Source organism: Nocardia sp. NPDC004340, assembly GCF_053602575.1.
The window spans coordinates 123,478-149,254 of sequence record NZ_JBSGDW010000009.1; the positions used below are offsets into that span (position 1 = coordinate 123,478).

Annotated in this window: 25 protein-coding genes; 9 read left to right on the top strand and 16 right to left on the bottom strand. The window is 69.2% G+C overall.

Features of this window, described 5'->3' with window-relative positions:
- Positions 1–23: 23 nt before the first annotated feature.
- Both ACWEOI_RS29005 and ACWEOI_RS29010 read right to left on the bottom strand, forming a co-directional pair.
- The gene (locus tag ACWEOI_RS29005; protein WP_452361624.1) at positions 24–1,184 is read right to left on the bottom strand and encodes an acyl-CoA dehydrogenase family protein; all 1,161 of its coding nucleotides are present in this window, start codon (positions 1,182–1,184) and stop codon (positions 24–26) included.
- Positions 1,185–1,189: 5 nt separating this feature from the next.
- Positions 1,190–2,020: a CoA transferase gene (locus ACWEOI_RS29010; RefSeq protein ID WP_452361703.1), complete on the bottom strand. Its 831-nt coding sequence runs from the start codon at positions 2,018–2,020 to the stop codon at positions 1,190–1,192.
- A 100-nt stretch (positions 2,021–2,120) separates the two neighbouring features.
- Between ACWEOI_RS29010 and ACWEOI_RS29015 the strand changes: the two genes are divergently transcribed.
- Positions 2,121–2,705 (top strand): TetR/AcrR family transcriptional regulator, encoded by a 585-nt coding sequence (locus ACWEOI_RS29015; protein WP_387307930.1) that lies wholly within the window; start codon positions 2,121–2,123, stop codon positions 2,703–2,705.
- A gap of 27 nt (positions 2,706–2,732) precedes the next feature.
- Here the strand turns inward: ACWEOI_RS29015 and ACWEOI_RS29020 are convergent, their stop codons facing one another.
- A complete protein-coding gene (locus ACWEOI_RS29020; protein ID WP_433671298.1) occupies positions 2,733–3,056 on the bottom strand; it encodes a rhodanese-like domain-containing protein in 324 nt (107 codons plus the stop codon).
- A gap of 82 nt (positions 3,057–3,138) precedes the next feature.
- Here ACWEOI_RS29020 and ACWEOI_RS29025 point away from each other — a divergent pair, with 82 nt between their 5' ends.
- Positions 3,139–3,603 (top strand): MarR family transcriptional regulator, encoded by a 465-nt coding sequence (locus ACWEOI_RS29025; RefSeq protein ID WP_433671297.1) that lies wholly within the window; start codon positions 3,139–3,141, stop codon positions 3,601–3,603.
- A gap of 104 nt (positions 3,604–3,707) precedes the next feature.
- A complete protein-coding gene (locus tag ACWEOI_RS29030; RefSeq protein ID WP_452361625.1) occupies positions 3,708–4,700 on the top strand; it encodes an LLM class F420-dependent oxidoreductase in 993 nt (330 codons plus the stop codon).
- 15 nt (positions 4,701–4,715) lie between these two features.
- Here ACWEOI_RS29030 and ACWEOI_RS29035 read toward each other — a convergent pair whose 3' ends face one another.
- Positions 4,716–6,032: a family 1 glycosylhydrolase gene (locus ACWEOI_RS29035; RefSeq protein ID WP_452361626.1), complete on the bottom strand. Its 1,317-nt coding sequence runs from the start codon at positions 6,030–6,032 to the stop codon at positions 4,716–4,718.
- Between the two features lie 67 nt (positions 6,033–6,099).
- Here ACWEOI_RS29035 and ACWEOI_RS29040 point away from each other — a divergent pair, with 67 nt between their 5' ends.
- Positions 6,100–6,684: a TetR family transcriptional regulator gene (locus tag ACWEOI_RS29040; RefSeq protein WP_433671292.1), complete on the top strand. Its 585-nt coding sequence runs from the start codon at positions 6,100–6,102 to the stop codon at positions 6,682–6,684.
- Here the strand turns inward: ACWEOI_RS29040 and ACWEOI_RS29045 are convergent.
- Genes ACWEOI_RS29045 through ACWEOI_RS29055 form a run of 3 tightly spaced genes read right to left on the bottom strand, consistent with a single transcriptional unit; the run spans position 6,681 to position 10,879 of the window.
- A complete protein-coding gene (locus ACWEOI_RS29045; protein ID WP_452361627.1) occupies positions 6,681–8,204 on the bottom strand; it encodes a YfcC family protein in 1,524 nt (507 codons plus the stop codon). The two genes, ACWEOI_RS29040 and ACWEOI_RS29045, sit on opposite strands and share 4 nt — an antisense overlap.
- Complete coding sequence (locus ACWEOI_RS29050; protein WP_452361628.1) at positions 8,201–9,550, bottom strand: M20/M25/M40 family metallo-hydrolase; 1,350 nt, start codon at positions 9,548–9,550, stop codon at positions 8,201–8,203. The genes ACWEOI_RS29045 and ACWEOI_RS29050 overlap by 4 nt, the downstream gene beginning before the upstream one ends.
- A 30-nt stretch (positions 9,551–9,580) precedes the next feature.
- On the bottom strand, positions 9,581–10,879 hold the full coding sequence (locus tag ACWEOI_RS29055; protein WP_452361629.1) for an ROK family protein: 1,299 nt from the start codon (positions 10,877–10,879) through the stop codon (positions 9,581–9,583).
- A gap of 67 nt (positions 10,880–10,946) precedes the next feature.
- Between ACWEOI_RS29055 and ACWEOI_RS29060 the strand changes: the two genes are divergently transcribed.
- Together ACWEOI_RS29060 and ACWEOI_RS29065 are read left to right on the top strand one after the other, a co-directional pair.
- A complete protein-coding gene (locus ACWEOI_RS29060; protein ID WP_452361630.1) occupies positions 10,947–12,506 on the top strand; it encodes a carboxylesterase/lipase family protein in 1,560 nt (519 codons plus the stop codon).
- 61 nt (positions 12,507–12,567) lie between these two features.
- The gene (locus ACWEOI_RS29065; protein ID WP_433671283.1) at positions 12,568–13,275 is read left to right on the top strand and encodes a hypothetical protein; all 708 of its coding nucleotides are present in this window, start codon (positions 12,568–12,570) and stop codon (positions 13,273–13,275) included.
- Between the two features lie 75 nt (positions 13,276–13,350).
- Here ACWEOI_RS29065 and ACWEOI_RS29070 read toward each other — a convergent pair whose 3' ends face one another.
- The 7 genes from ACWEOI_RS29070 to ACWEOI_RS29100 all read right to left on the bottom strand — a co-directional run bounded on the left by ACWEOI_RS29070 (position 13,351) and on the right by ACWEOI_RS29100 (position 22,130).
- Positions 13,351–14,853 carry a flavin-containing monooxygenase gene (locus ACWEOI_RS29070; RefSeq protein ID WP_452361631.1) on the bottom strand — a complete coding sequence of 501 codons (1,503 nt, stop codon included), beginning with the start codon at positions 14,851–14,853 and terminating at the stop codon, positions 13,351–13,353.
- Between the two features lie 91 nt (positions 14,854–14,944).
- Entirely contained in the window at positions 14,945–15,952 is a 1,008-nt protein-coding gene (locus ACWEOI_RS29075) for a diiron oxygenase (RefSeq protein WP_433671279.1), read from the bottom strand.
- 93 nt (positions 15,953–16,045) lie between these two features.
- Positions 16,046–17,398: a hypothetical protein gene (locus ACWEOI_RS29080; protein WP_452361632.1), complete on the bottom strand. Its 1,353-nt coding sequence runs from the start codon at positions 17,396–17,398 to the stop codon at positions 16,046–16,048.
- A gap of 13 nt (positions 17,399–17,411) precedes the next feature.
- A complete protein-coding gene (locus ACWEOI_RS29085) occupies positions 17,412–18,245 on the bottom strand; it encodes an ABC transporter permease (RefSeq protein ID WP_452361633.1) in 834 nt (277 codons plus the stop codon).
- Positions 18,242–19,216 carry an ATP-binding cassette domain-containing protein gene (locus ACWEOI_RS29090; protein ID WP_452361634.1) on the bottom strand — a complete coding sequence of 325 codons (975 nt, stop codon included), beginning with the start codon at positions 19,214–19,216 and terminating at the stop codon, positions 18,242–18,244. Before ACWEOI_RS29090 ends, ACWEOI_RS29085 begins: the two co-directional genes overlap by 4 nt.
- The gene (locus ACWEOI_RS29095; protein ID WP_452361635.1) at positions 19,213–20,556 is read right to left on the bottom strand and encodes a glycosyltransferase; all 1,344 of its coding nucleotides are present in this window, start codon (positions 20,554–20,556) and stop codon (positions 19,213–19,215) included. Before ACWEOI_RS29095 ends, ACWEOI_RS29090 begins: the two co-directional genes overlap by 4 nt.
- A gap of 50 nt (positions 20,557–20,606) precedes the next feature.
- Positions 20,607–22,130: a condensation domain-containing protein gene (locus ACWEOI_RS29100; RefSeq protein ID WP_452361636.1), complete on the bottom strand. Its 1,524-nt coding sequence runs from the start codon at positions 22,128–22,130 to the stop codon at positions 20,607–20,609.
- Here ACWEOI_RS29100 and ACWEOI_RS29105 point away from each other — a divergent pair.
- From ACWEOI_RS29105 to ACWEOI_RS29115, 3 genes are all read left to right on the top strand, one after another.
- A complete protein-coding gene (locus tag ACWEOI_RS29105) occupies positions 22,129–22,266 on the top strand; it encodes a hypothetical protein (RefSeq protein ID WP_452361637.1) in 138 nt (45 codons plus the stop codon). The genes ACWEOI_RS29100 and ACWEOI_RS29105 overlap by 2 nt on opposite strands.
- Positions 22,267–22,710: 444 nt before the next feature.
- Positions 22,711–23,421, top strand: a complete 711-nt coding sequence (locus ACWEOI_RS29110; RefSeq protein ID WP_433671265.1) for a Mut7-C RNAse domain-containing protein — start codon at positions 22,711–22,713, stop codon at positions 23,419–23,421.
- Positions 23,422–23,522: 101 nt separating this feature from the next.
- The gene (locus ACWEOI_RS29115; protein ID WP_452361638.1) at positions 23,523–24,254 is read left to right on the top strand and encodes a hypothetical protein; all 732 of its coding nucleotides are present in this window, start codon (positions 23,523–23,525) and stop codon (positions 24,252–24,254) included.
- Positions 24,255–24,260: 6 nt separating this feature from the next.
- Here ACWEOI_RS29115 and ACWEOI_RS29120 read toward each other — a convergent pair whose 3' ends face one another.
- Together ACWEOI_RS29120 and ACWEOI_RS29125 are read right to left on the bottom strand one after the other, a co-directional pair.
- Entirely contained in the window at positions 24,261–24,767 is a 507-nt protein-coding gene (locus tag ACWEOI_RS29120; protein WP_379278945.1) for a MarR family winged helix-turn-helix transcriptional regulator, read from the bottom strand.
- Entirely contained in the window at positions 24,767–25,771 is a 1,005-nt protein-coding gene (locus ACWEOI_RS29125) for a pyridoxal phosphate-dependent aminotransferase (protein WP_452361639.1), read from the bottom strand. The genes ACWEOI_RS29120 and ACWEOI_RS29125 overlap by 1 nt, the downstream gene beginning before the upstream one ends.
- Positions 25,772–25,777: the final 6 nt, after the last annotated feature.

Below are 25,777 nucleotides of genomic sequence, written 5' to 3' on the forward strand. Positions count from 1 at the left end.
ACCGCCCGCCGCCGGGCCCCGCCTCACAGCGAGCGGGAGATGATCTCCTTCATGATCTCGCTGGTGCCGCCGTAGATGCGGTTCACGCGAGAACCCGTGTACATGTTCGCGATCGGGTACTCCATCATGTAGCCGTAGCCGCCGAACAGCTGCAGGCAGCGATCGACCACCTTGTCGCAGGTCTCCGCGGCGAACAGCTTGGCCATGGACGCGGTCGACGGGTCGTTCTTGCCGTCGATGTACTGCTGGATCGCGTAGTCCACCAGCGTCTTGATGGCCAGCGCCTCGGTCTTGACCTCGGCCAGGGTGAAGGCGTTGTGCTGGAACTTGCCGATCGGGCGGCCGAACGCCTCGCGCTCCTTGGAGTAGCGCAGCGCTTCGAGCACCGCGGCCTCGGCCAGCGCCGAGCACAGGCTGGCGATGATCAGCCGCTCCCGGGCCAGCTGCTCCATGAGCTGGTAGAAGCCCAGACCCTCCTGCGCGCCCAGCAGATTCGCCACCGGGACGCGCATGTCGGAGAAGAACAGCTCGCGGGTGTCCTGCGCGTGCTGGCCCATCTTCTCCAGCACCCGGCCGCGCTCGAAGCCCGGCAGATCCTTGGTCTCGGCCACGATGAGCGAGACGCCCGCCGCGCCCTTGGACGGGTCGGTCTTGGCGACGATCACCAGCAGGTCGCAGTGGGTGGCGTTGGAGATGAACGTCTTCGAGCCGTTGATGACGTAGTGGTCGCCCTCGCGGATCGCGGTGGTGCGCACCGACTGCAGATCCGATCCGGTGCCCGGCTCGGTCATGGCGATGGCCAGCACCAGGTCGCCGCTGATGATGCCCGGCAGCCACTTCGCGCGCTGCTCGTCATTGCCGTAGTTGTAGACGTAGTGCGACACGATCGGCGAGTGTACGGAGAAGCCGAAGCCGTTGTCGTGGGCGTAGACCAGCTCTTCCTGGACGATGGCCTGCATGCCGTAATCGCCGCCCGCGCCGCCGAATTCCTCCGGCAGGTCCAGGCCGAGCAGGCCCGCGGCGCCGGCCTTGTTCCAGAACTCGCGGTCGACCATGTGCTGGGCGGTCCAGCGCTCGCGATTGGGCACGGCCTCCTTGCGGAAGAACTCCGCGGCGTGCTTGCGCAGCTCGCGATGCTGATCGGTCTCCCAGGTGGGCCGATAGTCGGGGAACAGTTCGGACATCGGTGTCACTCTCCGTTGTTGCGTCGGATGCCGTTGAGCGGCAGGTCTTCCCGAGCGGCGATGGCTTCGAGCTCGGCGATGGTCTTGTCGGCGAAGGCTTTCCGGAAGGCCTCGTGGGTCCCGTCGGCGCCGAAGGTGGCCAGCGCGCCCAGGAAGAAGTGCGGCTCCACCGCGCCCAGCGCGACGTGGCCGTCGGCGCATTCGTAGATGCCGTAGCCGGGGAACGCGCCGCCCAGTACCGCGTCGTCGCCCATGAGGCGGTAGCGCACGGCGTCGCCCGCGCGGGCCGCGGCTTCCTCCAGGGCGACCCGATACGGCTGCCCCGCACCGGTCGTCGCGCGGCGTACCAGGGCGGCCAGGGCGGTGGACACCGCGCGCTCCGCGCCGAGCATGTCGGCGATCGGGACCTTCGGCATGTGCGGCGGGGTCAGGGTGCCGTGCACGGCTTGGTAATTCAGGTCGTGGCCCGGGACCTCGGGTTCGTCGGCGTGGCCGATGATCTCGATGAGCGAGAGCTCGGGGAAGCGCTGCTGCGGCTGCGCCAGGCCGAGGCGGGCCAGGGCGGAGGGCCGCATGGAGGTGATGAGCAGGTCGGCGGTGGCCAGCAGCTCGTCGAGCTTGGCGCGGTCGGCGTCCTGCTTCACGTCGAGGGTGACGACCTGCTGGCTCGCGACCAGGTGCTCGTACCACTGCGGCGCGGCGGCGGCCAGCGGGTCACCGGTCGGCGGCTCCACCTTGACCACCTGCGCGCCCAGCTCGGCCAGCCGCGCGGCGGCCAGGGGGCCGGGCAGATTGACGGCCAGGGACACGACTTCGACTCCGGCGAGAGGCCGCAGCGTTGGTTCCTCCATATCGCGAACGATACAGTTGTATTGTGAACCGGTCAATCGCATCAATTGCCGGGTACACGGCCCGGAACCGCTAAATTGAGGGGCGATGCTGAACCCACGAGCCACCAATGAGGACCTGACCGCCAAGGCCCGAATCCGCAATGCCGCCATGGACCTGTTCGCCCAGTACGGCGACTCCCGGGTGTCGTTGCGCGCGGTCGCGGCCGAGGCCGGCGTCACCCTCGGACTGGTTCAGCACCACTTCAAGACCAAGGACGGCCTGCGCGACGCGGTCGACAAACTGGTCGTCGAATACTTCGCACAGGCCGTCGCCTCGATCCCGCCGACCGGCACCCACGCCGAGGTCGCCTCCGCCCGCGACGAGGCGGTGCGGAACATGCTGCACGCCAACCCCGCCGTGGTGAATTACATCCGCCGGTCGCTGCTCGAACCCTCCGAGACCCGCATCCACCTGCTGGACGCGGTGGTCGAACTGACCCGCAGCGAGGTCGCCGGACTCCGCGCCGCGGGTCTGGCCTCGACCGACAAGCCGGAGTCGGACCAGATCGTCGCCGTGCTGCTGCGCCAGTTCGGCGAACTGCTGCTGGCCCCGATGCTGGACGCCGTCTGGGAGCGGGTCTCCCCCGACAACCCCACCCGGCCCCGGCTGTCGATCACCGTCAAGGACTGAGCTCCCGGCGGATTCCCCGAGGGCCGATCAGCTTTCGACGGGCAGGCCCGCGTCGGTCCAGTCCTGGATGCCGTCACGGTACTTGCGGATATTGGTGTAGCCGAGCCGTTCCAGCTTGGTCGCCACGTTCTGACTGTTGGGGCAGGCCGCGTTCGAGCAGTAGGTGACGATGGCGGCGGCGCGGTCCGGAAGCAGGCGCGGCGCTTCGGTTTCCACGTCGGCCTCGATCAGCGCGAGCGCGCCGGGCAGATGCGCCTTCTCGTAGTACACGCCGCCGAGGGCGTCGAGCACGGTGACGGTTCCGGCGGCGATCTCCTGAGCGAGTTCCTCGCGGGTGATGAGTGCGGTCATGGGAGTTCCTTTCACGGAATTTTATGTGCGTGTGCACGCTACTACTTAGGTGTGCGCGCACGCAACCGGTTAAGATGGGGCGGTGTCCTCCCGATCCCATCCGGCCGTGCACGCCTGGGCCGCCCTGCTCCAGGTCCACGCCCTGCTCGTGCCCGAGCTCGACGCCGAACTGCGCCACGCCACCGGTCTACCGCTGAGCTGGTACGACGTCCTGCTGGAACTCGATGCGCCGCACCGGCTCCGGATGAGCGATCTCGGTGAGCGGGTGGTGCTCAGCCGCACCCGGGTGAGCCGGCTGGTGACCGAGATGGAGATGCAAGGGCTGGTCCGGCGCGAAGCCAATCCCGACGACGGACGGTCGGCGTTCGTGGCCATCACCGACGAGGGCCGGCGGAGATTCCGGGCGTCCGCGCCGCACTATCTCGCGGGCATCGAACGGCGCTTCGGGGAGAAGCTGGACGCGAAGGAGCTCGAGACCGTCGCGTCCGCGCTACGGAAAGTGCTGGCCCCGGCCGATATCGCCGGACCAGAGGGCGGCACGCGGTAGTTCGGCGCGGGCTGTACAGAACGGTTGCCGCCGGGCGGGGTGACGGGAACAGTGGATGCCGGAATCGATTCGATCGGACCGGATTCGAACAGAGGAGACATCTCGTGCGCTTCGGCATCTTCATCCCGCAGGGTTGGCGGCTCGACCTGGTCGGCATCGACCCGGCCGCGCAGTGGGGAGTGATGCGGGACCTGGCCACGCGCGCGGATTCCGCGGACGCCTGGGAATCGCTGTGGGTCTACGACCACTTCCACACCGTCCCGGTGCCCACCGAGGAGGCCACGCACGAGGCGTGGACGCTGATGTCGGCGCTGGCCGCGAGCACCTCGCGAATCCGGCTGGGGCAGATGTGCACCGCCATCAGCTACCGCGACCCGGCCTACCTGGCCAAGGTCGCCGCCACCGTGGACCTCATCTCCGGCGGACGCGTGGAGATGGGCATCGGCGGCGGCTGGTACGAGCACGAATGGCGCGCCTACGGGTACGGATTCCCCTCCGCCGGTGAGCGATTGGGCCGGCTCGACGAAGGCGTGCAGATCTTCAAGCAGGCCTGGACGACGGGTACGGCGACCCTCGAGGGCAAGCACTACCAGGTGGACGGCGCGATCGTGCGGCCGCTGCCCCTGCAGGAGGGCGGGATTCCGATCTGGGTCGCGGGCGGCGGCGAGAAGGTGACGCTGCGGATCGCCGCGAAGTACGCGCAGTACACCAACTTCGCGGGCGACCCGGAGACCTTCGCGCAGAAATCGGAGCTGCTGCGCGGCCACTGTGCCGCGGTCGGAACGGATTTCGACGCCATCACCCGCAGCTCCAACTTCAATACGCTGGTCGGCGCGACCGAGGCCGAGGTCGAGGAGCGGCTGACGCAGCTGGAGTCCCGGCTCACCCCGTTCGTCGGCGCGGAGGGCGCGGCCCAGCACGTCAAGGATCTGTTCCGCAACTCCCCCGCCGTCGGCACGCCCGAGCAGATCGTCGAACGGCTCTCGCAGGTCAAGGATCTGGGGTTGGGGTATTCCATCCACTACTTCCCCGAGACCGCCTATGACACCTCGGGTGCGGAGTTGTTCGAGCGCGAGGTGATTCCCGCGCTGCGCTGACGCACGGCGAGCGGGTCAGCGCGGCAACACGACCGGGTCGGTGCAGCTCGACGGCGCGTCCAGCAGCGAGCAGGTCTCGGGTTCGCGGGTCGGGCGGTAGTCGGCGGGAACGCCGCCCGCGCCGGTGATCGCGGTGTACGCCGGAACCGCGTCGGTGGGACGGCGGGTGAGCGTCGGATCGGTCTCGACATCGACCGTGTAGAGGCCGAATCGCGGCGTGTAGGAACCCCACTCGTAGTTGTCGGCGAGGCTCCAGTAGTTGTAGCCGATCACGTTCATGCCGTCGGCCTTGGCGCGCTGGACCCAGTAGATGGTGTCGCGCAGGTCGTCGGCGCGGGCGTAGCCGTCGGCGCGGGGCGCGCCGTTCTCGGTGGGCATGCCGTTCTCGACGATGTAGAGCGGCTTGCCGGGGAAGGCGCGCGCGTAGTGGTCCAGCGCGTAGTAGATGCCCTCGGGCTGGAGCGGGTTCTTCCACATCGAGGCGATGTCGGGTGAGTACAGGGCGTCCGGGGACATGCCGTAGTAATAGTCGATCCCGATGTAGTCGAGCTTGGCCGCGATCCGGCTCATCAGCGGCCCGTCCACCGCGTCTTCGACGCTCGGCAGGTAGGCGACATTGCTGGTGACCATCGCGCCCGGCTGTACCTGGTGGATGTAGTCGTAGACGGCGTTGTGCGCCTGCGCGATTCGATCCTGCATGACCGGCATGGCGGCCGCGGACACATTGCCCATCCGGAGTTCGTTGAGCATGTACATGGCCGGTTCGTTGAACGTCACCCACAGCGGGTCGGCGGTGGCGTAGCGATCCACCACGGTGCGGGCGTTGGCGAGCCAGTCCGACACGATGTCCGGGTTGTTCCAGCCGCCGCGATCGGCCTCCCAGCCGGGGTACACCCAGTGGTCGAGGGTGAGCATGGGCCGCATTCCGGCGGCCCGGATGGCGCCGATCACCTTGTCGTAGAAGCGAAGTCCGTTCTCGTCCCACACCCCCGGCTGGGGCTGCACCCGCGCCCATTCGACGCTGATCCGGTACACCTTCACGCCGAGCTGCCGCGCCAGCTCGATATCGGACTCGTAGTGGTCGTAGAAGTCGATCGAGTCGCGGTAGGCGTCCTCGGTCCGCCCGGAGGCGGCGTAGCGCGACCAGTTGCTGTCCGGCGCGTGCCCTTCGGACTGGAACCCGGAATTGGCGACGCCCCACAGGAAATCCGGGCCCAGCGGCGCGATCCGCGCGGGCGGCTCGGGCCGGGCGAACGCGGGCGCGGCGGTCACGGTCATTCCAGCGGAGGCGGCCATGACCAGCAGGGCGAGGGTGGGGCGGCGGAATCGCATGTCGAAAACCGTACACTGCTCGGTTTTGACGAACAAGGATCTCTCACAATCCCCTTAGACTCGAGCGATGGCGAAACGCGGACCCTACGGAAAGGGCATCGAACGGCGGGAGCAGATCCTCGAAGCCGCCCTGAAGACCATCGCGGAACGCGGCTTCCTCGCGACCTCGGTGGCCGAACTGGCCGAGGCCGTCGGGCTGAGCCAGAGCGGGCTGCTGCACTACTTCGGTTCCAAGGAGGAACTGTTCGTCGCGGTGCTCCTCAAACGGGATCAGGTCGACGCCGCCGCCCATCTGAACGAGGCCACGCCCGAGGCCCTGATCCGGCTCATCCGCCACAACACCCAGGTCCCCGGACTCATCGAACTCTTCACCCACATGCAGGCCGCGGCCGCCGACCCCAATCATCCCGCCCACGAATACATGCGGGTGCACTACGAACTCGGCACCGCCGCCTTCGCCGAACTGATCCGCGGGCTGCAGCGCGCCGGGGAGGTCCCGTCCACCGTCGACCCCGACGTGATGGCGACGTCGTTCATGGCCCTCACCGACGGTCTGCAGGCGCGATGGCTCATCGACCCGACCATCGACATGGAGTTCTACCTGCGGCAGTGCTGGACCCAGTTCACCGGCGTCGAGCCCGACGTCGGCTAGCCGAGCCAGGCCGCGATCGCCAGGAACACGCAGATCAGCACGAACAGGATGCCCATCAGCGGAACGATGAACTTCGCATATCGGTCGTACCGCACCTTGGCCAGCGCGATACCGCCGGTGACCACCGCGGTCGTGGGCGTCACCAGATTCGCCCAGCCCGACGCCGACTGCCAGGCCGTCACCACCAGCGACCGCGGCACGTGCGCGAAGTCGGCCAGCGGGGCCATGATCGGCATGGCCAGCGTGGCGTGCCCGGAGGTGGACGGGATCAGGAACGCCAGCGGCACGTTCACCAGGAACACCGCCACCGCGAACGCCGCGGACGAGGTGCCCGACACCACGCCCTCCAGCGCGTGCAGCACCGTGCTGGTGATCTGGGTGTTGTTCATGATCACCGTGACGCCGCGGGCCAGCACGATGACGAAGCCCGCGCCCACGAAATCGCTGAAGCCCTTGCCGATGTTCTCCGACATCTTGGCCTCGCCCAGGCCGCCCACCAGGCCCACCACAATCGCGCCGAGCAGGAACAGGGCGGTCAGTTCCGGGAAGTACCAACCCAGTTCCCAGCTGTAGGGTTTCGCGTCCGGGCCCTTGATGACGGTGCCCCACGGGATGATCGAGAAGATCATGAACGCGAAGGTGACGCCTACCAGCCACAGCACCGCCACCTGACGTCGGGTCATCGGATCCGGTTCGTGCTCATCGGCTTTCACCTCGCTGTCGCCGGGCTGCCAGCCGGACCACGACTTGCTCGGATCCGCCTTGACGCGGCGCGCGTACCAGATCACGTAGGCGACGGTGACCGTCGTCAGCACCACCAGCATGGCCAGGCGCAGCACGATGCCGTCACCGATGGCGATGCCCGCCGCCGAGGACGCGGTGCCGGTGGCGAACGGGTTCACCGTCGAACACAGCACGCCGATGCCCGCGCCCGAGATGATCGCGCCGACCGCGGTCATGCGGTCATAGCCCAGGGCCAGGGTCAACGGAACCAGCAGGGCGTAGAAGCCCAGGGTCTCCTCGGCGAATCCCTCGACCGTGCCGGCGATCGCGAACACCACCATGATGCCGACGATCAGCAGGATCGACCGGTTGCGCAGCTTGAACGCCAAGCGTCCGATCCCGCTGTCCAGTGCGCCGGTGGCGAAGGCGACGGTGATGAACGCGCCCACCGCCAGCACGAACAGGAACACCGCGGCCGCACCGTAGAGCGAGCCGCTCAGATCCGGGGCGACCTGCGAGGTCTTCGGGTCCTGAATGCCGTAGAGGCCGTTCACCGGAGCCAGGAACAGGTCCCGGATGCGCGCCGAGAACTCCTTGGCCTCCGCGATGCGGTGATAGGAGCCCGCGATCGGGCGGCCCTGCGCGTCCAGGTCGTAGGCGCCCGGCGGAATCACGAAGGCCGCGAGCCACACCGCGAGGGTGACCCCGGCCAGGATCGTGTACGTGGAGGGGAACCCGCGCTTCTTCTTGTGCCGCACGGGCTTCGGAGTGTCCTCGATCGTCGCGGTCTCGCTCATTCGCGCATCCGGTCCGCGAAGAGCTGGAAGAACTCGGCCTCGGCCAGCGCCACATTCCGCAACTCGCTCAGCAGCACCCGCTCGTTGAAGCCGTGCATATTGCATTCGGAATCCTCGACACCGAGCATGAGCACCTCGGAACCGGGATTGGCGGCGGCCATGGAATTGGTCAGCGGAATGGAACCGCCCATGGCCGAATCGATGGCATCGACACCCCACGCCTTGGTCATGGCCTCCCCCATGGCCGCGTACGCGGGACCGTCGGTGCGCGCGGCGAATCCGGTGCCGATATCGCCGCCGGTCACCTCCAGTTCGACTCCGAACGGCTTGGCCTTCCTCAGATGCTCGATGACGGCCCGCTGCCCCTCGGCCGGGTCCTGTTCGGGGTGCACGCGCACGTTCAGGTACGCCTTGGCGTACGGAACCACCGCGGACGCAGCGGTTTTCGTCGGCGGGGCGTCCAACCCGATGACGGTGATCGCGGGGCCGTACCAGATCCGCTCGCCGATCGGACCGGTCCCGAGCAACGGCATCCCCGGCTGCATCCCCGTCACCCGAGCGAATTCGGCGTCGGTGTAGTTCACGCCCGACCAGTGATCGCGACGCAGCCCCGGCACCGCGACATTCCCATCCGCGTCGTGCAGGGTGGCCAACGCGGCGATCAACGAGAGCAGCGCATCCGGCGCCGCACCGCCGAACTGCCCCGAGTGCACCGGCGCGGCCAGCGTGCGCACCTCCACGAACACATCCGCGACCCCACGCAGAGCGGTCACCAATGTCGGCTGCCCCGCGCGAATATTGCCCGCATCGCAGATCAACAACGCGTCGGCTGCGAACAACTCCGGATGCTCGGCCGGATAGTCGTCGAAGACCGACCCGTACTCCTCCTGCCCCTCGATCACCACCGTCACCCCCACCGGCGGCCTACCTCCGAACGCCCGCAACGCCCCGATATGCGCCACCACATTGGCCTTGCAGTCCGCCGCGCCCCGCCCGTAGATCGCCCCGTCCTTTTCGGTAGGCGTGAACGGCGGTGTGTGCCACAGACTTTCATCCCCCGAGGGCTGCACGTCGTAATGCCCGTACAACAGCACGGTCGGCGCCCCCTCCGGAGCCGGAATCCGCCCGTAGACCACCGGCGAGGTGTCGGGCAGATCCAACACCCGAATCTCCCCCACCCCGGACTTCCGCAACTCCTCGGCGACCAGATCGTGCGCCCGCTGGACATTCTCCTTCGGATAGTCCGGGAACGCGATGGACGGGATCTCGACCAGCTGCCCGAGCAGTATTTTCAACTCCGGCATGAGTCCGTCGACAGTACCGCTCAGATCCTGGCGCAGGTCCATTCCGTCATCGAACCACCACCCGGCGTCAGTTCACCGCGAATCTTCAGCGACACGCAGGATCGGCAGCGGCGGGACCACGGCGGGGTCGGCCAGGACCGCGCGGCGGGCGTAGCCGAGGGCGCCGACGAGGATGGCATCGTCGCCGAGCACCGCCGGTGCGATCCGAAGTCCGAGCGTGGGAGCCAGAGCCCGGCGGCCACGGAGATGATTCTCGATGGTCGGCGCGATCCAAGGGAACCAGTCCGCCAGCAGGCCGCCGAGGACGACTTCGTCGGTGTCGAGGAGGGCGGTGATCGAGAGAATCGCCGTGCTGATGGCAGCGGCGGCGGCGTCCATTGCCGAGAGTGCTTGGGGTTCGGACTGTCTCAGCATCGACAGGAGTTCGGATTGGGCGGCTTGCAGACCCTGGCCGTGGAGTAGAGCGGCGAGGCCGGCGGACTCGAGGACGGCCTCGGGGCCCGCGAACGTGACCAGGCAGCCGCGGGCACCGCAGACACAGTCGGGGCCGTTCATGGCTACCGGGACGTGGCCTGGCTCGCCGGCGATGCCGTGGCTGCCGGTGTGGATGCGGCCGTCGAGGACAACGCCGCCGCCGATGCCGGTGCCGGCCTCGATGAGGACCAGGCCGCGGGAATCGCGAGGGCGGGCGTGGAATTCGGCGAGGGCGGCGGCATTGGCGTCGTTGATCACGTCGACCGCCACGGCGGGGGGCGGGAGGTGGGCGGCGATCAAGTCGCGCAGGGGGACCGATTCGAGCCAGCCGAAATTCGGTGCCACCACCACGGTTTGGCCGGGGTCGTCGAGGACCGGGCCGGCCATGGCGATCACCGCGCGGGCGAGGACGGGGACAGGGGCCGATTCGGGGAGCGTGGCGGCGGCGCGGGCGATGATGGACGCGATGGCGGCGGCCATGGCGTCGGGTGCGCCGGGGGCCAGGTCGTGCGCGACGGTGTCGCGCCGGATGATGCTTCCGGCGAGGTCGCAGACGGCCACGCGGAGCTGCTCGGAGGTGACCTGGACGGCGGCCACGGCGGCGCGACCGGCTTCCAGTCGCAGCGGGCGGCCGGGGCGGCCGCGGGTGCCGGAACGCTGGGCGTCGTCCTCGGCGACGAGGCCGCGGTCGGCGAGATCGGCGACGAGGGCGGTGACCGATCCGTGCGCCAGTCCGGTGGCGGCGGCCACCTCGGTGCGCGGGCAGGGGCCGTGGTCGGCGAGGTGACGCAACACCAGCCCCAGATTGCGACGGCGAATGGCGGCCGCGTCGGTCGGGGACGACACGGTCGGGCCGCCGGGGGTAGCGGGCCGTCGGGTGGGCGGTGTGGGATCCACGGGATCGAGATTATGGTGTCAGATAATTATTTCAAGTGTTGACGTTAATTCGGGATCAGAGGTTGGCATGGGCGTGGAACGGATCGGACGACGAACTCTGCTGCTCGGAGCGGGGGCGCTGGCCTTCACGGCGGCGTGCGCGCGCGGGACGTCGGAGTCCGAGAAGTCGACGGAGACGGTGGTCGTGACCACCGCGGCGGGAGCGGTGCGCGGGGTGCGGCGGGAGACCGGCGCCGCCTTCCTCGGCATCCCGTTCGCGCAGCCGCCGGTGGGCGCGCTGCGGTTCGCCGCGCCGGTGCCCGCCGCCGCGTGGGCCGAGACCCGGGACTGCACCAGGTACGGTCCGACCGCTCAGGTCAAGCAGTTGTCCGAGGTGACCGCGATTCCGGAGCCGTCGATTCCCGGAGATGACATCCTCACGGTGAACGTGTTCACCCCGAAGCCGGATCCGGACGCGAAACTGCCTGTGCTGGTGTGGATTCACGGCGGCGGGTTCGTGGCGGGCAGCCCGGCCAGCCCCTGGTACGACGGCGCGGCGTTCAATCGCGACGGCGTGGTGCTGGTGTCGGTCGGGTACCGCCTGGGTATCGAAGGCTTCCTGCATCTCGACGATGCCCCCGACAATCGCGGCGTGCTGGATTGGATCGCCGCGCTGGCCTGGGTGCGCGACAATATCGCCGCGTTCGGCGGGGATCCGGCGAAGGTGACGATCGCGGGCCAGTCGGCCGGCGGCGGCGCGGTGTGGGCGCTCATGAACACCCCGTCCGCGAAAGGCCTTTTCCGCGCGGGTATTTCGGAGTCCGGCGCGGTCACCCAGCCCAATGATCGCGCCACCGCGCTGGCCATGTCGGCCCTGTTCACCAAGCGCACCGGCCTGCCCGCCACCGCCGCGGCGCTGCGGGACCTGAGCAAGTCCGGGTTGCAGGACCTCGAGGACAAGCTGCGCATGCCCGGACCCGACAGCAGCGCCGCCACCCTGCTCGGCCTGGCCCCGTGGGCCGACGGCACGCTCATCCCAGCCACCAGCGCCGAGGTGCTGAAATCCGGTGCGGACCAAGATGTTCCACTCATGCTGGGCTTCACCGCCCACGAGTTCAATGCCGCGCCGCTGACCGGCGAACGACCGCCGGTCACCGAGACCACGCTGCCCGCCGCGCTGGGCGCGCTCGGTTTCGACGCCTCCCATGCCGCCGACTGGCACCTCGCCTACCCGGGACTGTCGGCGAATCAGCTTGCGGGACAGGCTCAGAGCGATGCCGTGATCCGGATGCCGTCCTACCGGGTGGCCGAGATGCGGGCCGGCCACGGGCAGCCGACCTGGCTCTACGAATTCACCTGGACCTCGAACGCCTCCCAGTTCCAGGGCATGTCCTTCCACTGCCTCGACGTCCCGTTCGCCTTCGACCTGCTGCAGGCCCAGGGCGTGACCACGGTGACCGGCGAGCATCCGCCACAGGCGCTGGCCGACGCGATCCACCGGGCGTGGGTCGCGTTCATCAGCAACGCCGACCCGGGCGCCGGCTGGCCCCGCTACACTCTCGACCGGCGCGAAACCATGATCTGGTCGAATTCGCCGCACGTCCAGTCCGATCCCTTCGCCGCACAGCGCCCGATCTGGCTGCGCTGAACCCGCGGGCTACCGTGGAGCAATACGCGTCTAGTCGAATCGTTGATAGGTGGGTCGGTCAATGCAGGTGAAGCGCTGGATCGCACCGGCCGCGGTGGCCGTGGCCTGCGGGCTGCCGACCGTCCCTGCCGCACAGGCCGCGCCGGGTGACACGCAGGCCGCGCTGGGCGGCGGTTCGGGTCTGGTGCTGGGCAAGGGCGGCCACACCGCCAAGTGCAGTCTGACCACCATCGGCTACGACGCCGCCGGGCGACTGGTCGGCTTCACCGCCGGGCACTGTGCCGAGGCCGGCACGCCGGTGCAGGGCGAGCAGTTCCCCGACGCCGGGGTGGTCGGGGTGGTCCGCGCCGCGGACGCGCAACTCGACTACGCGGTCATCGAATTCGATCCGGCCGCGGTCACCCCGCTGCGCTCGTTCGACGGCACCACCATCGCCGGGTTCGCGCCGACGCCGCCCGCCTGGAGCGTGGTGTGCCAGAACGGCCGGACCAGCGGGCACGCCTGCGGCGTGGTGTGGACGTCGAGCCCGGTGGGGCTGCTGGAGCAGGCCTGCTCCAGCTACGGCGATTCGGGCGCGCCGGTCACCAGCGGCGACAGGCTGGTCGGCATGATCTCCGCGCCGCTGATCAGCGACACCCGCAATCTCCGATTCAGCTGCACCGACGCCAACAATCCGCTGCACTCCCCCGTCATCGCCGTCGCGTTCGACACCGTGCGCGCCGCGGTCGACGCCGGCAAGGGCGTGGGCAGCGGCTTCCAGCCGGTCTAGGGCCACCCACCCGGTCCCGGAAAATGACGAACCCGGCCGCACCCTGCACGGCCGGGTTCGAGATCCGGAATCCGATCAGGCCGAACGGGTTTCGGCCGCGACCGGAGCCGCCTTGCGGGCGCCGCGGCGGAACCGCAGCACACCGTCCTCCAGCGGAGCCTTGCGCAGCATGGCGCGGTCGCGGAAGTAGTTGTTGATCACCAGCCACGGCCCCCGGGTGCCCTGACGCGGCATGACGCCGTCACCGCGCTGGATGTAGCCGGAGGTCAGCGCGCCGCCCATGAGCGACGCCTCGGACCGGTCGCCCTCCTCGGGCACCGCGACCACTTCGCTGAAACCGTTGTCGCGCATGTGATTCAGCAGGCGGCAGAAGTACTCCGCGGCCAGGTCGGCCTTGAGGGTCCAGGAGGCGTTGGTGTAGCCGAGGATCACCATCATGTTCGGGACGGTGCCGAGCAGCGCGCCCTTGTAGGCCACCAGATCCCGGGTGGCCAGGGTCTGCCCGTCCACCTCGAGCGCCGCGCCGCCGAGCATCTGCACGGTGAGACCCGTCGCGCTGACCACGATGTCGGCCTCGAGCTCCTCGCCCGAGGACAGGCGGATGCCCTTCTCGGTGAAGGTCTCGATGGTGCCGGTGGCGATCGACGCCTCGCCCCGCTTCAGCACCTTGAACAGGTCGCCGTTGGGCACCACGCACAGGCGCTGGTCCCACGGGTTGTAGCTGGGGGTGAAGTGCTTCATGTCGATCTTGGGACCGACCTGCGCGCGCACCGCGGCCAGCATCAGCTTGGCCGACAGCTTCGGGTTGGTGCGCGAGAGCTGGTAGCTGGCCCGCTGCAGTCCGATATTGCGCGCCCGGCCCGCCTTGTAGGCGATGGCCGCGGGGATCTTGGCCAGCTTGAAGCCGACCGCGACCGGGTCGTCGGCGGGCAGCGCGGCGATGTAGGTGGGCGAACGCTGCAGCATGGTGACGTGCGCGGCGTCCTTGCTCATGGCCGGGATCAGGGTGATGGCGGTGGCGCCACTGCCGATCACGACCACCTTCTTGCCCTTGTAGTCGAGATCCTCGGGCCAGTGCTGCGGGTGCACGATCCGGCCGCCGAAGCTCTCCTCGCCGGGGAACGTGGGCCGGTAGCCGGTGTCGTAGTCGTAGTAGCCGGTGCAGCCGATGAAGAAGTCGCTGGTGTAGGTCTCGGTCTCGCCGGTGCGCTCGTCGAGCACCTCGACGGTCCAGATGCTGTCGTCGCTGGACCAGGACGCCTTGGTGACCTTGCGACCGAAGCGAATGTGGTCGGTGACGCCGTATTCGGCGGCGGTGTCCTCGATGTACTGGCGGATGTGCGGTCCGTCGGCGAGCACCTTGGTGCCGTGCCAGGGCCGGAAGCCGTAGCCGAAGGTGTACATGTCCGAGTCGGATCGGATACCGGGGTACTTGAACAGGTCCCAGGTGCCGCCGATAGCGGTCCGGCGCTCCAGGATCAAGTAGCTGCGCCCGGTCTTCTCCCTGGTCAGGTGGCAGGCCATGCCGATACCGGACAGGCCCGCGCCGATGATCAGTACGTCGACATGCCGCGTCATGGGGAACTCGCTTCTGGTCGCGCCCGGACACCGGCGTCCGGGCGTACCGAGTATTACATGTTATTTCCGGTAACGTCTACAACCGGTCGGGCTAGGCTGCGCGGACCTGGCCCGGCCGATCCGGCTCCGACCGGTAGCGAGTGCTCGGGCCGCCGATGCCGAGGGCGTTCCAGACCCGCTTGGACACCGGGTTCATCAGCCCGATCTTCTTGGCCAGCGACCGCACGTCACCGAAGAAGCCCGCGAACGCCTCCTTCGAGTCGGCGGAGCCGAAGAACACCTCCTTGCGGACCTCGCGCGGGATGCCGAACTCCTCGAAGAACGCGCGCGGCGGCACCAGGATCGCCCGCCCGCCGATCCACATGACGATCGGGAAGGCCAGCGACAGCACGAACTTGTCGAACGGGTTCGCCTGCGGCACATGGTGTTCCAGGAACTCGTGCGCGAAGGAGATGTGGCGGGCCTCCTCGGCGATGTGAATCGCCATGACGCCGCGCATGATCGGGTGGATGTCCTCGCCGGCGCGCAGGATCGCCTTCTGGATGTGGTCGATCGGCTCCTCGCCCGACAGCACCGCCATGAAGAACAGGTTCGGGAAGACCGAGGCCAGCGGCGGCACCAGGTAGGTGAGCTGCTTGAGGATCGTGCTCATGCCGGGCACGTCGATCCCGATGCGGTTCACCATCTCCTGGAACATCAGGGTGTGGTTGCACTCCTCGATGACCTCGTGGGTGCAGTACCGGAACTCCGGCGAGCCATTGGGCAGCTTGAAGGTGTGCTGCACCATGCCGCCGATGAGCAGGGTCTCGAACTGCAGGCCGACCTTGGCGATATTGGCCTGCCGCCACAGGCCGATGGCGATCTTGCGCGCCTCGGACTGGGCCTGATACCAGGGATGCCGGGCGAACATGTCACCGGAGACGGGCAGGATCCAGCGCTTGTCGTCGGCCTTGACCTCGAAATCGGGGTGGTCCCAATCGATATCGGTGAAGGGATCGAAATTCTTGTCGACGGACCCCTGCGAGAGCAGCATGAGCTTGTCGGCGTACTGCCGGGCAAGCGCGACCGTGGGGTCGTCCGTCGCGTGTGCTGACGTCATTGTCAGAGCCTCTTTCGGAAATGGACCTAAGTATCTGTAATCCATGGTTACGCGTACATTGGCGCCGCGTCAACAGGTACCGACCAGTAGGGTTCAGTTCCAGCAGCGAGGACGCAGTCCCCAGACCTCGAATTCGTCTCCGACCAGGTCGCGAAGGGCTTCCCGGGTCGGGAAGCGATCCGGATCCGCACCCGTGATCGCGAGGGTGACGGTGTCGCCGTCGCTCGACCAGGACAGGTTCAGGCCGACCTCCACGCGACGGAACAGATCGGTGTCGGCGGTGCAGACCACCGGGCGCATGAGCACCGAGCGGGCGCGCACCCCCGCGATGGTCGCCACGCCCTGACCGGTCTCGCCGAGATTCGTGCACAGGCATTCCGGGGCCTTGGCCGTGCGGGAGAAGAAGCCCAGGACGAACTTCGGCAGCATCATCTGGACCGGCTGGAGGTGTTGCAGCGCGGGGGTGGTGGCCGGATCGGAGTAGGCGCGGGCCGCCTGTTTGACGGCGGTCCGGACCTGACGCAGGTCGGTGCGCTCGCCCTTGCGGTAGGAGACGGCGATGGGCAGGCCGGTGGTGGCATTGCCGCGGGGATCGTCGAGGCCGCGCAGGGACTGCGGAATGTCGACCCGGACCGCGGCGCCGTCCTCGATGCGGCCGCTGCGGCCGAGCAGGCCGACGGCGACGCCGACCATGAGGCCGTTGTCGGTGCCGTCGTGGGCGGCGGCGACGGCATTCCATTCGGCCGCATCGACTTCCACGACGAGGTCGGCGGCGGAGTGGCGTTCCGGGAGCGGCAGCCGCGGTTCGGCGGGGCGCGGGTTGCGGTCGGGCTCGCGGACGTCGCGGGCTTTGATCGCCGCGCGGATACCGCGGGCGGCGGCGCGCACCTGGCCGACGGCGTCGGCGAGGTGCGCGCGGAACAGGCCACCGGTGGGGATCGAACCCACCAGACGACCCGAACTCGTGGCGATATCCGGTGTGTCCCCGGCGTCCAGGCGGCGCAGCGCGTCACCCAGCGCGTAGAGCACCGCGCCGCCGTCCGCGCCCACGTGCGAGGTGACCAGGGACAGCAGGGTGCCCCCGGAGGTGGTGGGCGCGGCCGACAGTCGCCACACCCGGCCCGTCACCGGGTCGAACTCCACCTGGCTCTGTTCGAAAAGCCAATCCAGGACGCCTGTTTCGGGTACCGGCTGTTGTCGCACGGCGAGCGGTTCCGCCGTCGCGGCCGAAACCCACCACGGCCGGGCGAAGGGCACCGACGTGGTCATCACCCGCCGCGCCAGGAAGCCGTGGGCGAGGTGCGCGTGCAGGCCTTCCAGCGCACCGGGATCCAGCGGTTCGTCGAAGCGCCAGGCCAGCTGGTTGACCAACGCGTTGCCGTACAGGTCGTGCAGTTTCAGGAACAGGTCGTCGTCGGCGGTGAGCCGGTTCAGGACTGCGGGCATGACGGTCTCCGGATCACTGGGCACGCAGGGTGCGAACGGTCAAGGGCGCGAACACGATCGCGACGACGAGCGCGGAACCCACCGACCAGGCGAAGTCGGAGCCGACCGAACCGGACTCGGCCAGGGTGCGCACCGCCGCCACCAGATGCGAGACGGGGTTGTAGTCGGAGACATGGCGCAGCCAGGTGGGCATGGCCGCCTCCGGGACCAGGGCATTGGAGGCGAAGCTGGCGAAGGTGAGCACCAGCATCGACATGCCCTGCACGGCGGCGGGTTTGGCCACGGTCACGCCGATGAAGGCGAACAGCCAGCTCATGGCGGTGGTCGCGAACACCACCAGGGCCGCGCCAGCCACCAGGCCCAGCGGGTGGTCCGGCCGGTAGCCCATGCCGAAGCCGACCAGCAGCACTATGAGCGCGGCGATCACGTAGCGGGTCGCCCCCGCCAGCAGGCCGCCGGCCACCGGCGCGAAGCGGGCGATCGGCATGGAGACGAAGCGGTCGAAGACGCCCGAGCGGATGTCCTCGGAGAGCTGGACGCCCATGGCGACCGAGGAGGTGAGCACGATCTGCACCAGCACACCGGGAATCAGCGTGGGCAGGTACGCGTCCAGGCTGCCCGCGATGGCCTTGCCGAAGACGCTGCCGAACAGCAGCGGGCCCACGATCGGCAGCAGCACGGCGTCGTAGAGCAGCTGCGGGCTGTGCCGGAAGGTCAGCAGGCCGCGCTGGGCCATGAACAGCGACTGCGCCAGACCCGCGCGCAGGCCGACCCGGGTGAGGCGCGGCTGCCGGGCGATGCGGGCGGTGGGGTGCAGTAGCACCGGGGTGTCGGACAGGACGGTCATGCGGTCCGCCTTTCGGCCGGAGGCGTGGTGCGGGCCGGGCGCCGGGTGAGCGCCAGGAACACCGAATTCAGGTCGGGGCGTTCGACCCCGAAGCCGCGCAGGCGGATCCCGGTGTCGCGGCAGGCGGCGACGATGTCGGCGGCGGCGCCGATATCGGTGAGCGGCACCGTCACGGTGGCGGGGTTGTCGCCGCGCAGAGGCGTTGTGCCGGTGAGTCTTTCGACGACCGAGTCGGCGAGTGGGCGCTGGGCGGGATCGGCCAGGTCGAGGCGCAGCATCTCCTCGCCGATGGAGGACTTCAACTCCCCCGCCGTGCCCTCGGCGACCACGGTGCCGTGGTCGATGACGGCGATCCGGTCCGCGAGGGCGTCCGCCTCCTCGAGGTATTGCGTGGTGAGCAGGATGGTCGCGCCGCGGCCGACCAGGCCGCGAACCACCGACCACATGCGCTCGCGAGTGTGCGGGTCCAGGCCGGTGGTGGGCTCGTCCAGGAAGATCAAGGGCGGCACCGTGATCAGCGTCGCCGCCAGATCCAGTCGGCGCCGCATGCCGCCCGAGAACGATCCCACCCGGCGGTTGGCGGCGGCGGTCAGCTCGAACTCGTCGAGGAGTTCCGCGGCCCGGTCCTGCGCTCCGCGCCGGCCGAGGCCGAGCAGCCGCCCGAACAGGCGCAGGTTCTCCCACGCGGTCAGGTTCTCGTCCACGGCCGCGTACTGGCCGGTGAGGCCGATCATCGACCGCACCGCGGTGGCCTGCGACACGACATCGTACCCGAAAACCGTTGCGGTGCCGCGTGACGGCCGCAGCAGGGTGGCCAGCATCCGCACGGTGGTCGTCTTCCCCGCGCCATTGGGCCCGAGCAGCGCGAACACCGTGCCCGCCCGGACCTTCAGGTCGACGGCGTCCACCGCGGTCATGGATCCGAAGCTCTTTCCGAGTCCCCGTGTCTCGATGGCGATCTCACCGCTCATCGCGCACCTCCGATCATGGTCGAAGCCGATAGTTCCCCTGTATCGAGCACTGGCCGTGGCCTCTCCGGCGACAGCGATTCGACGACATCCGCCGCCCGCTGCACGCCGTCGTCCCGGAACCGCGCACCGTAGGCGGCGGCCCGCAAGCGAACCTCCGGCGTGGTCGCGCGAATCAGCAACCGCTCCAGTCGATTCGCGGTCAGTCCCGCGAACGGCGCGGTCGCGCCCAGCCCGAGCGCCTCCAGCTGCCTGCCCCAGTACGGCTGATCCGCCTGCACCGAACAGATCACCGACGGCACCCCGGCCCGCAGCACGGCTGCCGTGGTCCCCGCTCCCCCGTGGTGGACAGCGGCGTCGCACAGCGGCAACACCGCCCGGTGGTCGACCTGATCCACCACTGCCAGCTGGTCACCGATCCGGCCCCGGAACATGGGTCCCACCAGCAATATCCGCCGTCCGAGCCGCCGTCCGACCTCTCGGACCAGCGACTCCAACGCCACCGGTTCGGCCACCGGCATGGACCCGAAACCCGCGTATACCGGGGCGGGACCCGCGATCAGCCACTCGAACAGCTCGGCTCCCAGGCCGGTGCTTCGTTCCTCGACCGCGCTCGTTCCCGGCGCGGGCCACTGCGGACCATGCTGCGCAGCACCGTTGTCGGCAGGCACCGGGAACCCGGTGAACGGCACGCCACACAGTTCGTCCGCGAGCCCTGGGAACAGCGCGGCGTCGTAGGCCTGAATCGCCGTATACGCCGGTGCGCCGAGCCCGGGCCGCCGCGCCACGAGCGCCGACTCGCGGAACGCTCCGGCACAGGGAGCCAGCGCGCGAGCACGAGCCGCGGTCAGGGCCCGCCAGCCCGCACGGTTGGCGGTGGGCGGCATCCGCTTACCCCACCCCGACGGCACCACCGGGACGCTGCCGTTGGGAATGATCGGAAAGAAATGCACGGCCGCGAGCGGAACACCCTGGTGGCGGGCGACTTCGGCGGCAGCCTCCTCACCCGCCATGCCGGTCACCAGCAAGTCGTGCCCACCCGCGACGGCGAGCAGATCCGCCGCGGCCTCGACGAATCCGCGACGTTGCAGATCCAGCACGGCGCGCACGCGCTGGACCGGGTTCGGGTGCCGGAAGCGCCGATCATCCCGCTGGGTGCGCAGCAGTACGTCGCTGTCGAGACCGAACGGCACGGCCGGAACACCGTGGCGCTCGGCGAATTCGACCAGGTTCGGCGATACCGCCATGGTCACGTCATGACCGCGGCCCAGCAGTTCCCGGCCGAGCAGCACGCCGGGCTGGGCATCGCCCCTGCTACCGGCGAAGGCGAGCAGAATCCTCATGACGCCCTCCTCGTCCGGTTGCTCGAAATGTCACCAGGCGCACGCATGCGTCACACCTGCGCCGGAGCCGGGACCAGCAAGGATGCGGGGGCGGGCGCGCGGTCGTGCACGGCCGGCGGGAACGCGAAAGGCGCTCGTGCGGTGGCCGTTCGGTCACCGGTACCGGCGAATTCGCGCATGGCGCGGGTGAATTCGGCGAGGAAGCGGTCCATCTCGACCTCCGGGAAGGTGGCCGGGAAGCGGGTGGAGAGGCGGAGGCCGTCGGTGGCTCGGACGATCCAGAAGAAGACCTCGTCGGGCGAGTAGGACTCGGCGCGGAGGGTGTGGCCGCGCAGGGATTCGACGAGCTCGTGGTCGGGGAGGGCCCGGATGTCGAGGAACGAGATGCCGAAGCGGGGTTGGTCGGCGCAGTTCAGGAGTTCCAGGACGCGGGTCCAGGTGGCGTCGTTGGCGGTGCGGGAGCGGCGCAGGACCGTGCGGGTGGACTCCAGGGCGCTGTCGAGGTCCAGGTCGGGGGCGAGGGTGAGGTCGAGGGGGACGACGTTCACGAACCAGCCCATGGATTCGAGCCAGCGCAGGTCGGGCCGGGTGGCGATCGGCATGACGGCGCGCAGCGAGATGTAGCCGAACGCGCGGCGGTAGGCGATGGCGAGCGCGGTGAAGACCGCCACCGACAGGCGGTGGCCGCGCTCGGTCACCGCGCGCTCGACGTGTTCGAGTTCACTGAGCGACAACAGCTTTCGCGACACGGATGTCTGAGGGAGCGCCGCGAGCCCGCCGACGACCGTCCCCGTCCCCCCGACGGCGATCGCACTCGCCCGGCCCTGGGCGGTAATCGCCGGTTCGAAGCGAGGCAGCATGCCGCCGGAGCCGTCGAGGAAGCGCTGCCAGTAGCGGACCGCTTCGCAATCGGGGGTGAGGGCGGCGGCGGTGTCGCGTTCCCATTGGGCGAAGTCCGCGGCGCTGCCGAAGGTCGGCGATTCGCGGGGCGGCTCACCGCGGGTGACCTCGGCGTACAGGGCGCGGAGTTCGAGGATGACGATGGCCTGCGAGTAGGCGTCCAGGACGGAGTGGTCGGCGGCCACCAGGACGGTGAAGTCGCCGGTGTCGGCGTGCTCCACGGTGGCGAGCAGGCAGTGCGGCCACTGGAGCGGCGAGAGTCTCGATTCCAGTGTGGCGGTGAGGTATTCGTTGATCGCGCCCGAGCCGGTGATGCCGGGGATCGGCTCGGCGGTGACGTCGACGTCGGCGGCCGCGCAGACCAGCCGCTCGGGTTCGGGGACGTCGTGACGGGCCAGGGTGGTGCGCAGGCCCTCGTGGCGGGCGTGCCAGCGGCGCGCGGTCTCGCGCCAGTGCGCGGTGTGGAACGGGGCGTCCATTTCGAAGATGGTTCCGATCCAGCGACCCCGGCCCGGCCGCGGGTCCGCGGCGTCCGTCGCCCGGCAGTGGTGGACGTGCACGCTGGTCAGGGGCCGGACGTCGGCGGTCCACGCCGCGCCGGGGGCCAGTTCGGCCCGCCACAGGGTGAGCGCGCCCGGGCGCACCGCGAATTCGGATAGGTGGGTGTAATCCATGACCGTCTCCCTCATCGAGACTTCGCCGGTGCCGGTGCGGCCGTTCGATTTCCGTAGAGAATTCACGGTGCGCCAAAACGGCGCTATCGAACCCGTTTATGAGCTATCCGGCGAATTGGAAGCTATTGAATGGTGATATGCCGCTCGACGGTGATGCGGCACATCGGAATCCCCCCGCCCACTGTGCTGTCGAGCACTATTCCCGCCAGCAGGACTGCGGCCGCACGAGCGGATCGGAATGCAGACATGGCCCGATTTCCTTTCACCTTCATCAGGACAAGCGCGCCGAGAGCGGCGACTTGGGCAGGCAGGTCCGAATTGTGATTGGCGACGCTGCCGAGGATTTTCACCCGATGGGTAGATGACCTGCGAACCCAAGAAAATCATCAACCGACCAACTTCGCAACCAGCCTGATCGCAAACAATTGGTTAACGGACTGTTCTCACACCCTTCCCCTGTGCTTCAGGCCACTGCACCGGTGAAATTCGCCTCCACTTCACATTCGGCCGCCGACCGCTGCCACGGACCGGGCGGAAAACGAGTTGCTCGCGGGTACCCGATTTCTGGGATCCTGGGCTGGTGAACGCAGGGGAAATCACCGTCGAGTTCGCGCCGGAGCTGCGCGTGTTCGTCGGTCAGCGGGACCGCACGCCGGTCCGAGTGGACGGCACCTCGACGCTGGGGCACGTGGTGGAGTCGCTGGGCGTGCCGCTCACCGAGGTGGGGACGGTCCTGGTGGACGGCGAATCCGTTGCCACCGGCCACATTCCGCGCGGCGGCGAGAAGATCACCGTATCGGCCGTAGCCCGCCCGCAAGTGTGCGCCGAGCCGCTGCGCTTCCTGCTCGACATCCACCTGGGCACCCTGGCGCGCCGCCTGCGCCTGCTGGGAATCGATGCGGCCTACGAGAATCCGGATATCGGCGACGCCGCGCTGGCCTCCCGGTCCGCCGCCGAGCAGCGGGTCCTGCTCTCCCGTGACCGCGGCCTGCTGCGCCGCCGCGAAATCTATTCCGGCGCCTACGTTTACAGCCATCACCCCGCCGAGCAGCTGGACGACATCCTGTCCCGCTTCGCCCCGCGGCTGGCCCCATGGACCCGGTGCACCTCCTGCAACGGCGCGCTCCGCCCCGCCGACCCGGCCACGGTCCGCGACCGCCTGCCCGACAACACCGGCCAGAGCTACGACACCTTCGCCGAGTGCGTCGACTGCGGCCAGACCTACTGGAAGGGCGCGCACCACGCGCGCCTGGACGCCATCGTGGCGGACGCATTGGCCAAATTCGCCTGATCGATCCAGGACTGTTGTGTCCTGCGCCACACTCGCTTACGCTCCTCTGACACTGACCGGTCTCACACAGCTCGGATGGTGCAGGGAACGGAGGGACCTCGATGCGGAGGATTCGGGTGGGTCGGCGCGCGCTCGCAGCAGCACTCACGGCGGTCGTGCTGGCGGCCGGATCATGGACGGCCGCAACGGCTTCGGCCGAGGAGCCGCCCGGTCCGGAACCGACGGCCCAGGCCCGCTACGGCGGCACCGGACCGCATCCCGTCGCGACGAACGCGCAGGTCGGTCCGTGCCAGGCGTCGATCGTCGGCTTCGTCCAGAACGTGGCCGTCCACATCTTCGGCAATACCGACGACCTGACCTGCACCTCGGCCTTCCCCAACGGCCTCGACTCCCCCGCCGGCGTGAACACCTACTTCCCCGCCGATATCGCCGAGCTGCCGAGTGCCCCGCTGATCGTGCTGACCGGCGGCATCGACGCCAATCCCGGCATGTACGACCGGCTCGCGCGGCAATGGGCGAGCCAGGGTTTCGTCGTCACCATCCCCTACGAGTGGTTCAACTCGCTGGCCTATGTCCCCGCCGCCGGTTTGGCCCTGGGGATCTGCTGGAACGCCCCGGCCTGGATCGCGAATGCCCGTGGCGTGAGCCACTTCTCGCCGGTCGACGGGACGGACGCCTATCGCTCGTCCGGCACCGCCGTGGCATGGCTGCGCTACCTGGGCTTCGGCGATCCGGACGCCGCCCGCTACTTCGTCGGCCCGGACTGGCTGCTGCGCCAGGACAAGACCTACTTCAGCGTGGAACGCAATCCGCTCGCCGACTCCGTGCGGTGACGGGAGTCAGCGGGCGCGGGCGGCGGCCGCGGCGGCGTCCAGGCGCGCGCCGAGGGCCTTGACCTGGTCGCGCAGGACTTCGATGTCCTCCACCGGAACTCCCACCAGATCCAGCACGGTGCGGATCATCTGCTGCGCGCCCTGCTGGAGTTCGCGGCTGGACTCGGTGGCGTGCAGGACCACGGCCCGGCCGTCGGTGGCGCTGCGCACGCTCTCCACCAGGCCGCGCGCCTGCAGTCGCTGGACCAGCGGGGAGAGCGTGCCGTAGTCGAGGTGTACCTGTTCGCCCAGGTCCTTCATGGCGATACCGGGACGCTCCCAGAGCGCCAGCAGCACCAGGTATTGCGGGTAGGTCAGGTTCATATCGTCCAGGAACGGCCGGTAGGCGGCGGTCATGGATCGCGACGTGGAGTACAGCGCGAAGCACAGCTGGGCATTGAGCGAGAGCAGCGCGTAATCGATCTCCTCGTCCGCTCCGGCCCCAGCGGGTGCGGAAGGCGGATGTTCTTGCATTACTGCACTGTACTGCGCACAGTCGCGAGCACGGCGTCCGTGGCCGCCCGATCGCCGACGGTGATGCGGATACCGGTGGGATAGGACTTGACGTGGATGTCCGCGCCCGCCAGCGCGGTCGCGACCCGATCGGCCTCGGGACCGGGCAGGGTCAGATAGGAGAAATTGGCGTAGCTGTCGGGCACCGAGAGGCCGAGCGCGCGAAGTCCGGTGGTGAGCCAGTCGCGGTGCGCGGCCAGGGTCGCGACCCGCGCCTCGATCTCGGATTCGGCCTCGTAGCAGGCTCGCACCGCCACCTCGGCCAGCGCGGTCATGCCGAAAGGCAACTGCCAGCGGGCGATTCGCGCGATCAGCCGCGGGGCCCCGAGCGCGTAGCCGACCCGTAGCGCGGCCAGACCGTACGCCTTCGAGAAGGTGCGCAGGACGAGCAGGTTCGGATGTCGATCCAACAGATCGAACACATCGATGCGATCGGCGCCCGACACGAAGTCCACGTACGCCTCGTCGAGTACCACGGTGACGGTGTCAGGAACTTCCCTCAGGAGATCCTCGAATTCCCTTGCCGGAACCAGGGTTCCGGTGGGGTTGTGCGGACTGCAGACCACCAGCAGCCGGGTTCTCTCCGTCACCGCGGCGGCCAGCGCCGGGAGATCCTGGCACCCGGAATCGGTGAGCGGCACCGCGATCGGCCGCCCGCCCGCCATGCTGGTCAGAATGGGGAATCCGTCGAAGGTGGGCGTCGCCATCACCACCTCGGCGCCCCCCGCCCCGAATTCCTGGACGATGTGCATGATCACGCCGGTCGCGCCCGCGCCCACCACGATCCGATCCGGCGGGCAGCCGAGCCGTTCGGCGATCAGCCCGGGCAGACGGCGCGGCAGGAATTCCGGATACCGGTTGGCCGAGGCCAGCGCCGCGCTGAGCGCCTCCTGCACCGAGGGCGGCGGGCCGTAGGGAATCTCGTTGAGCTGCAGCCGATGTCCGGCCGTCACCAGGGGGCTCACGGCGCC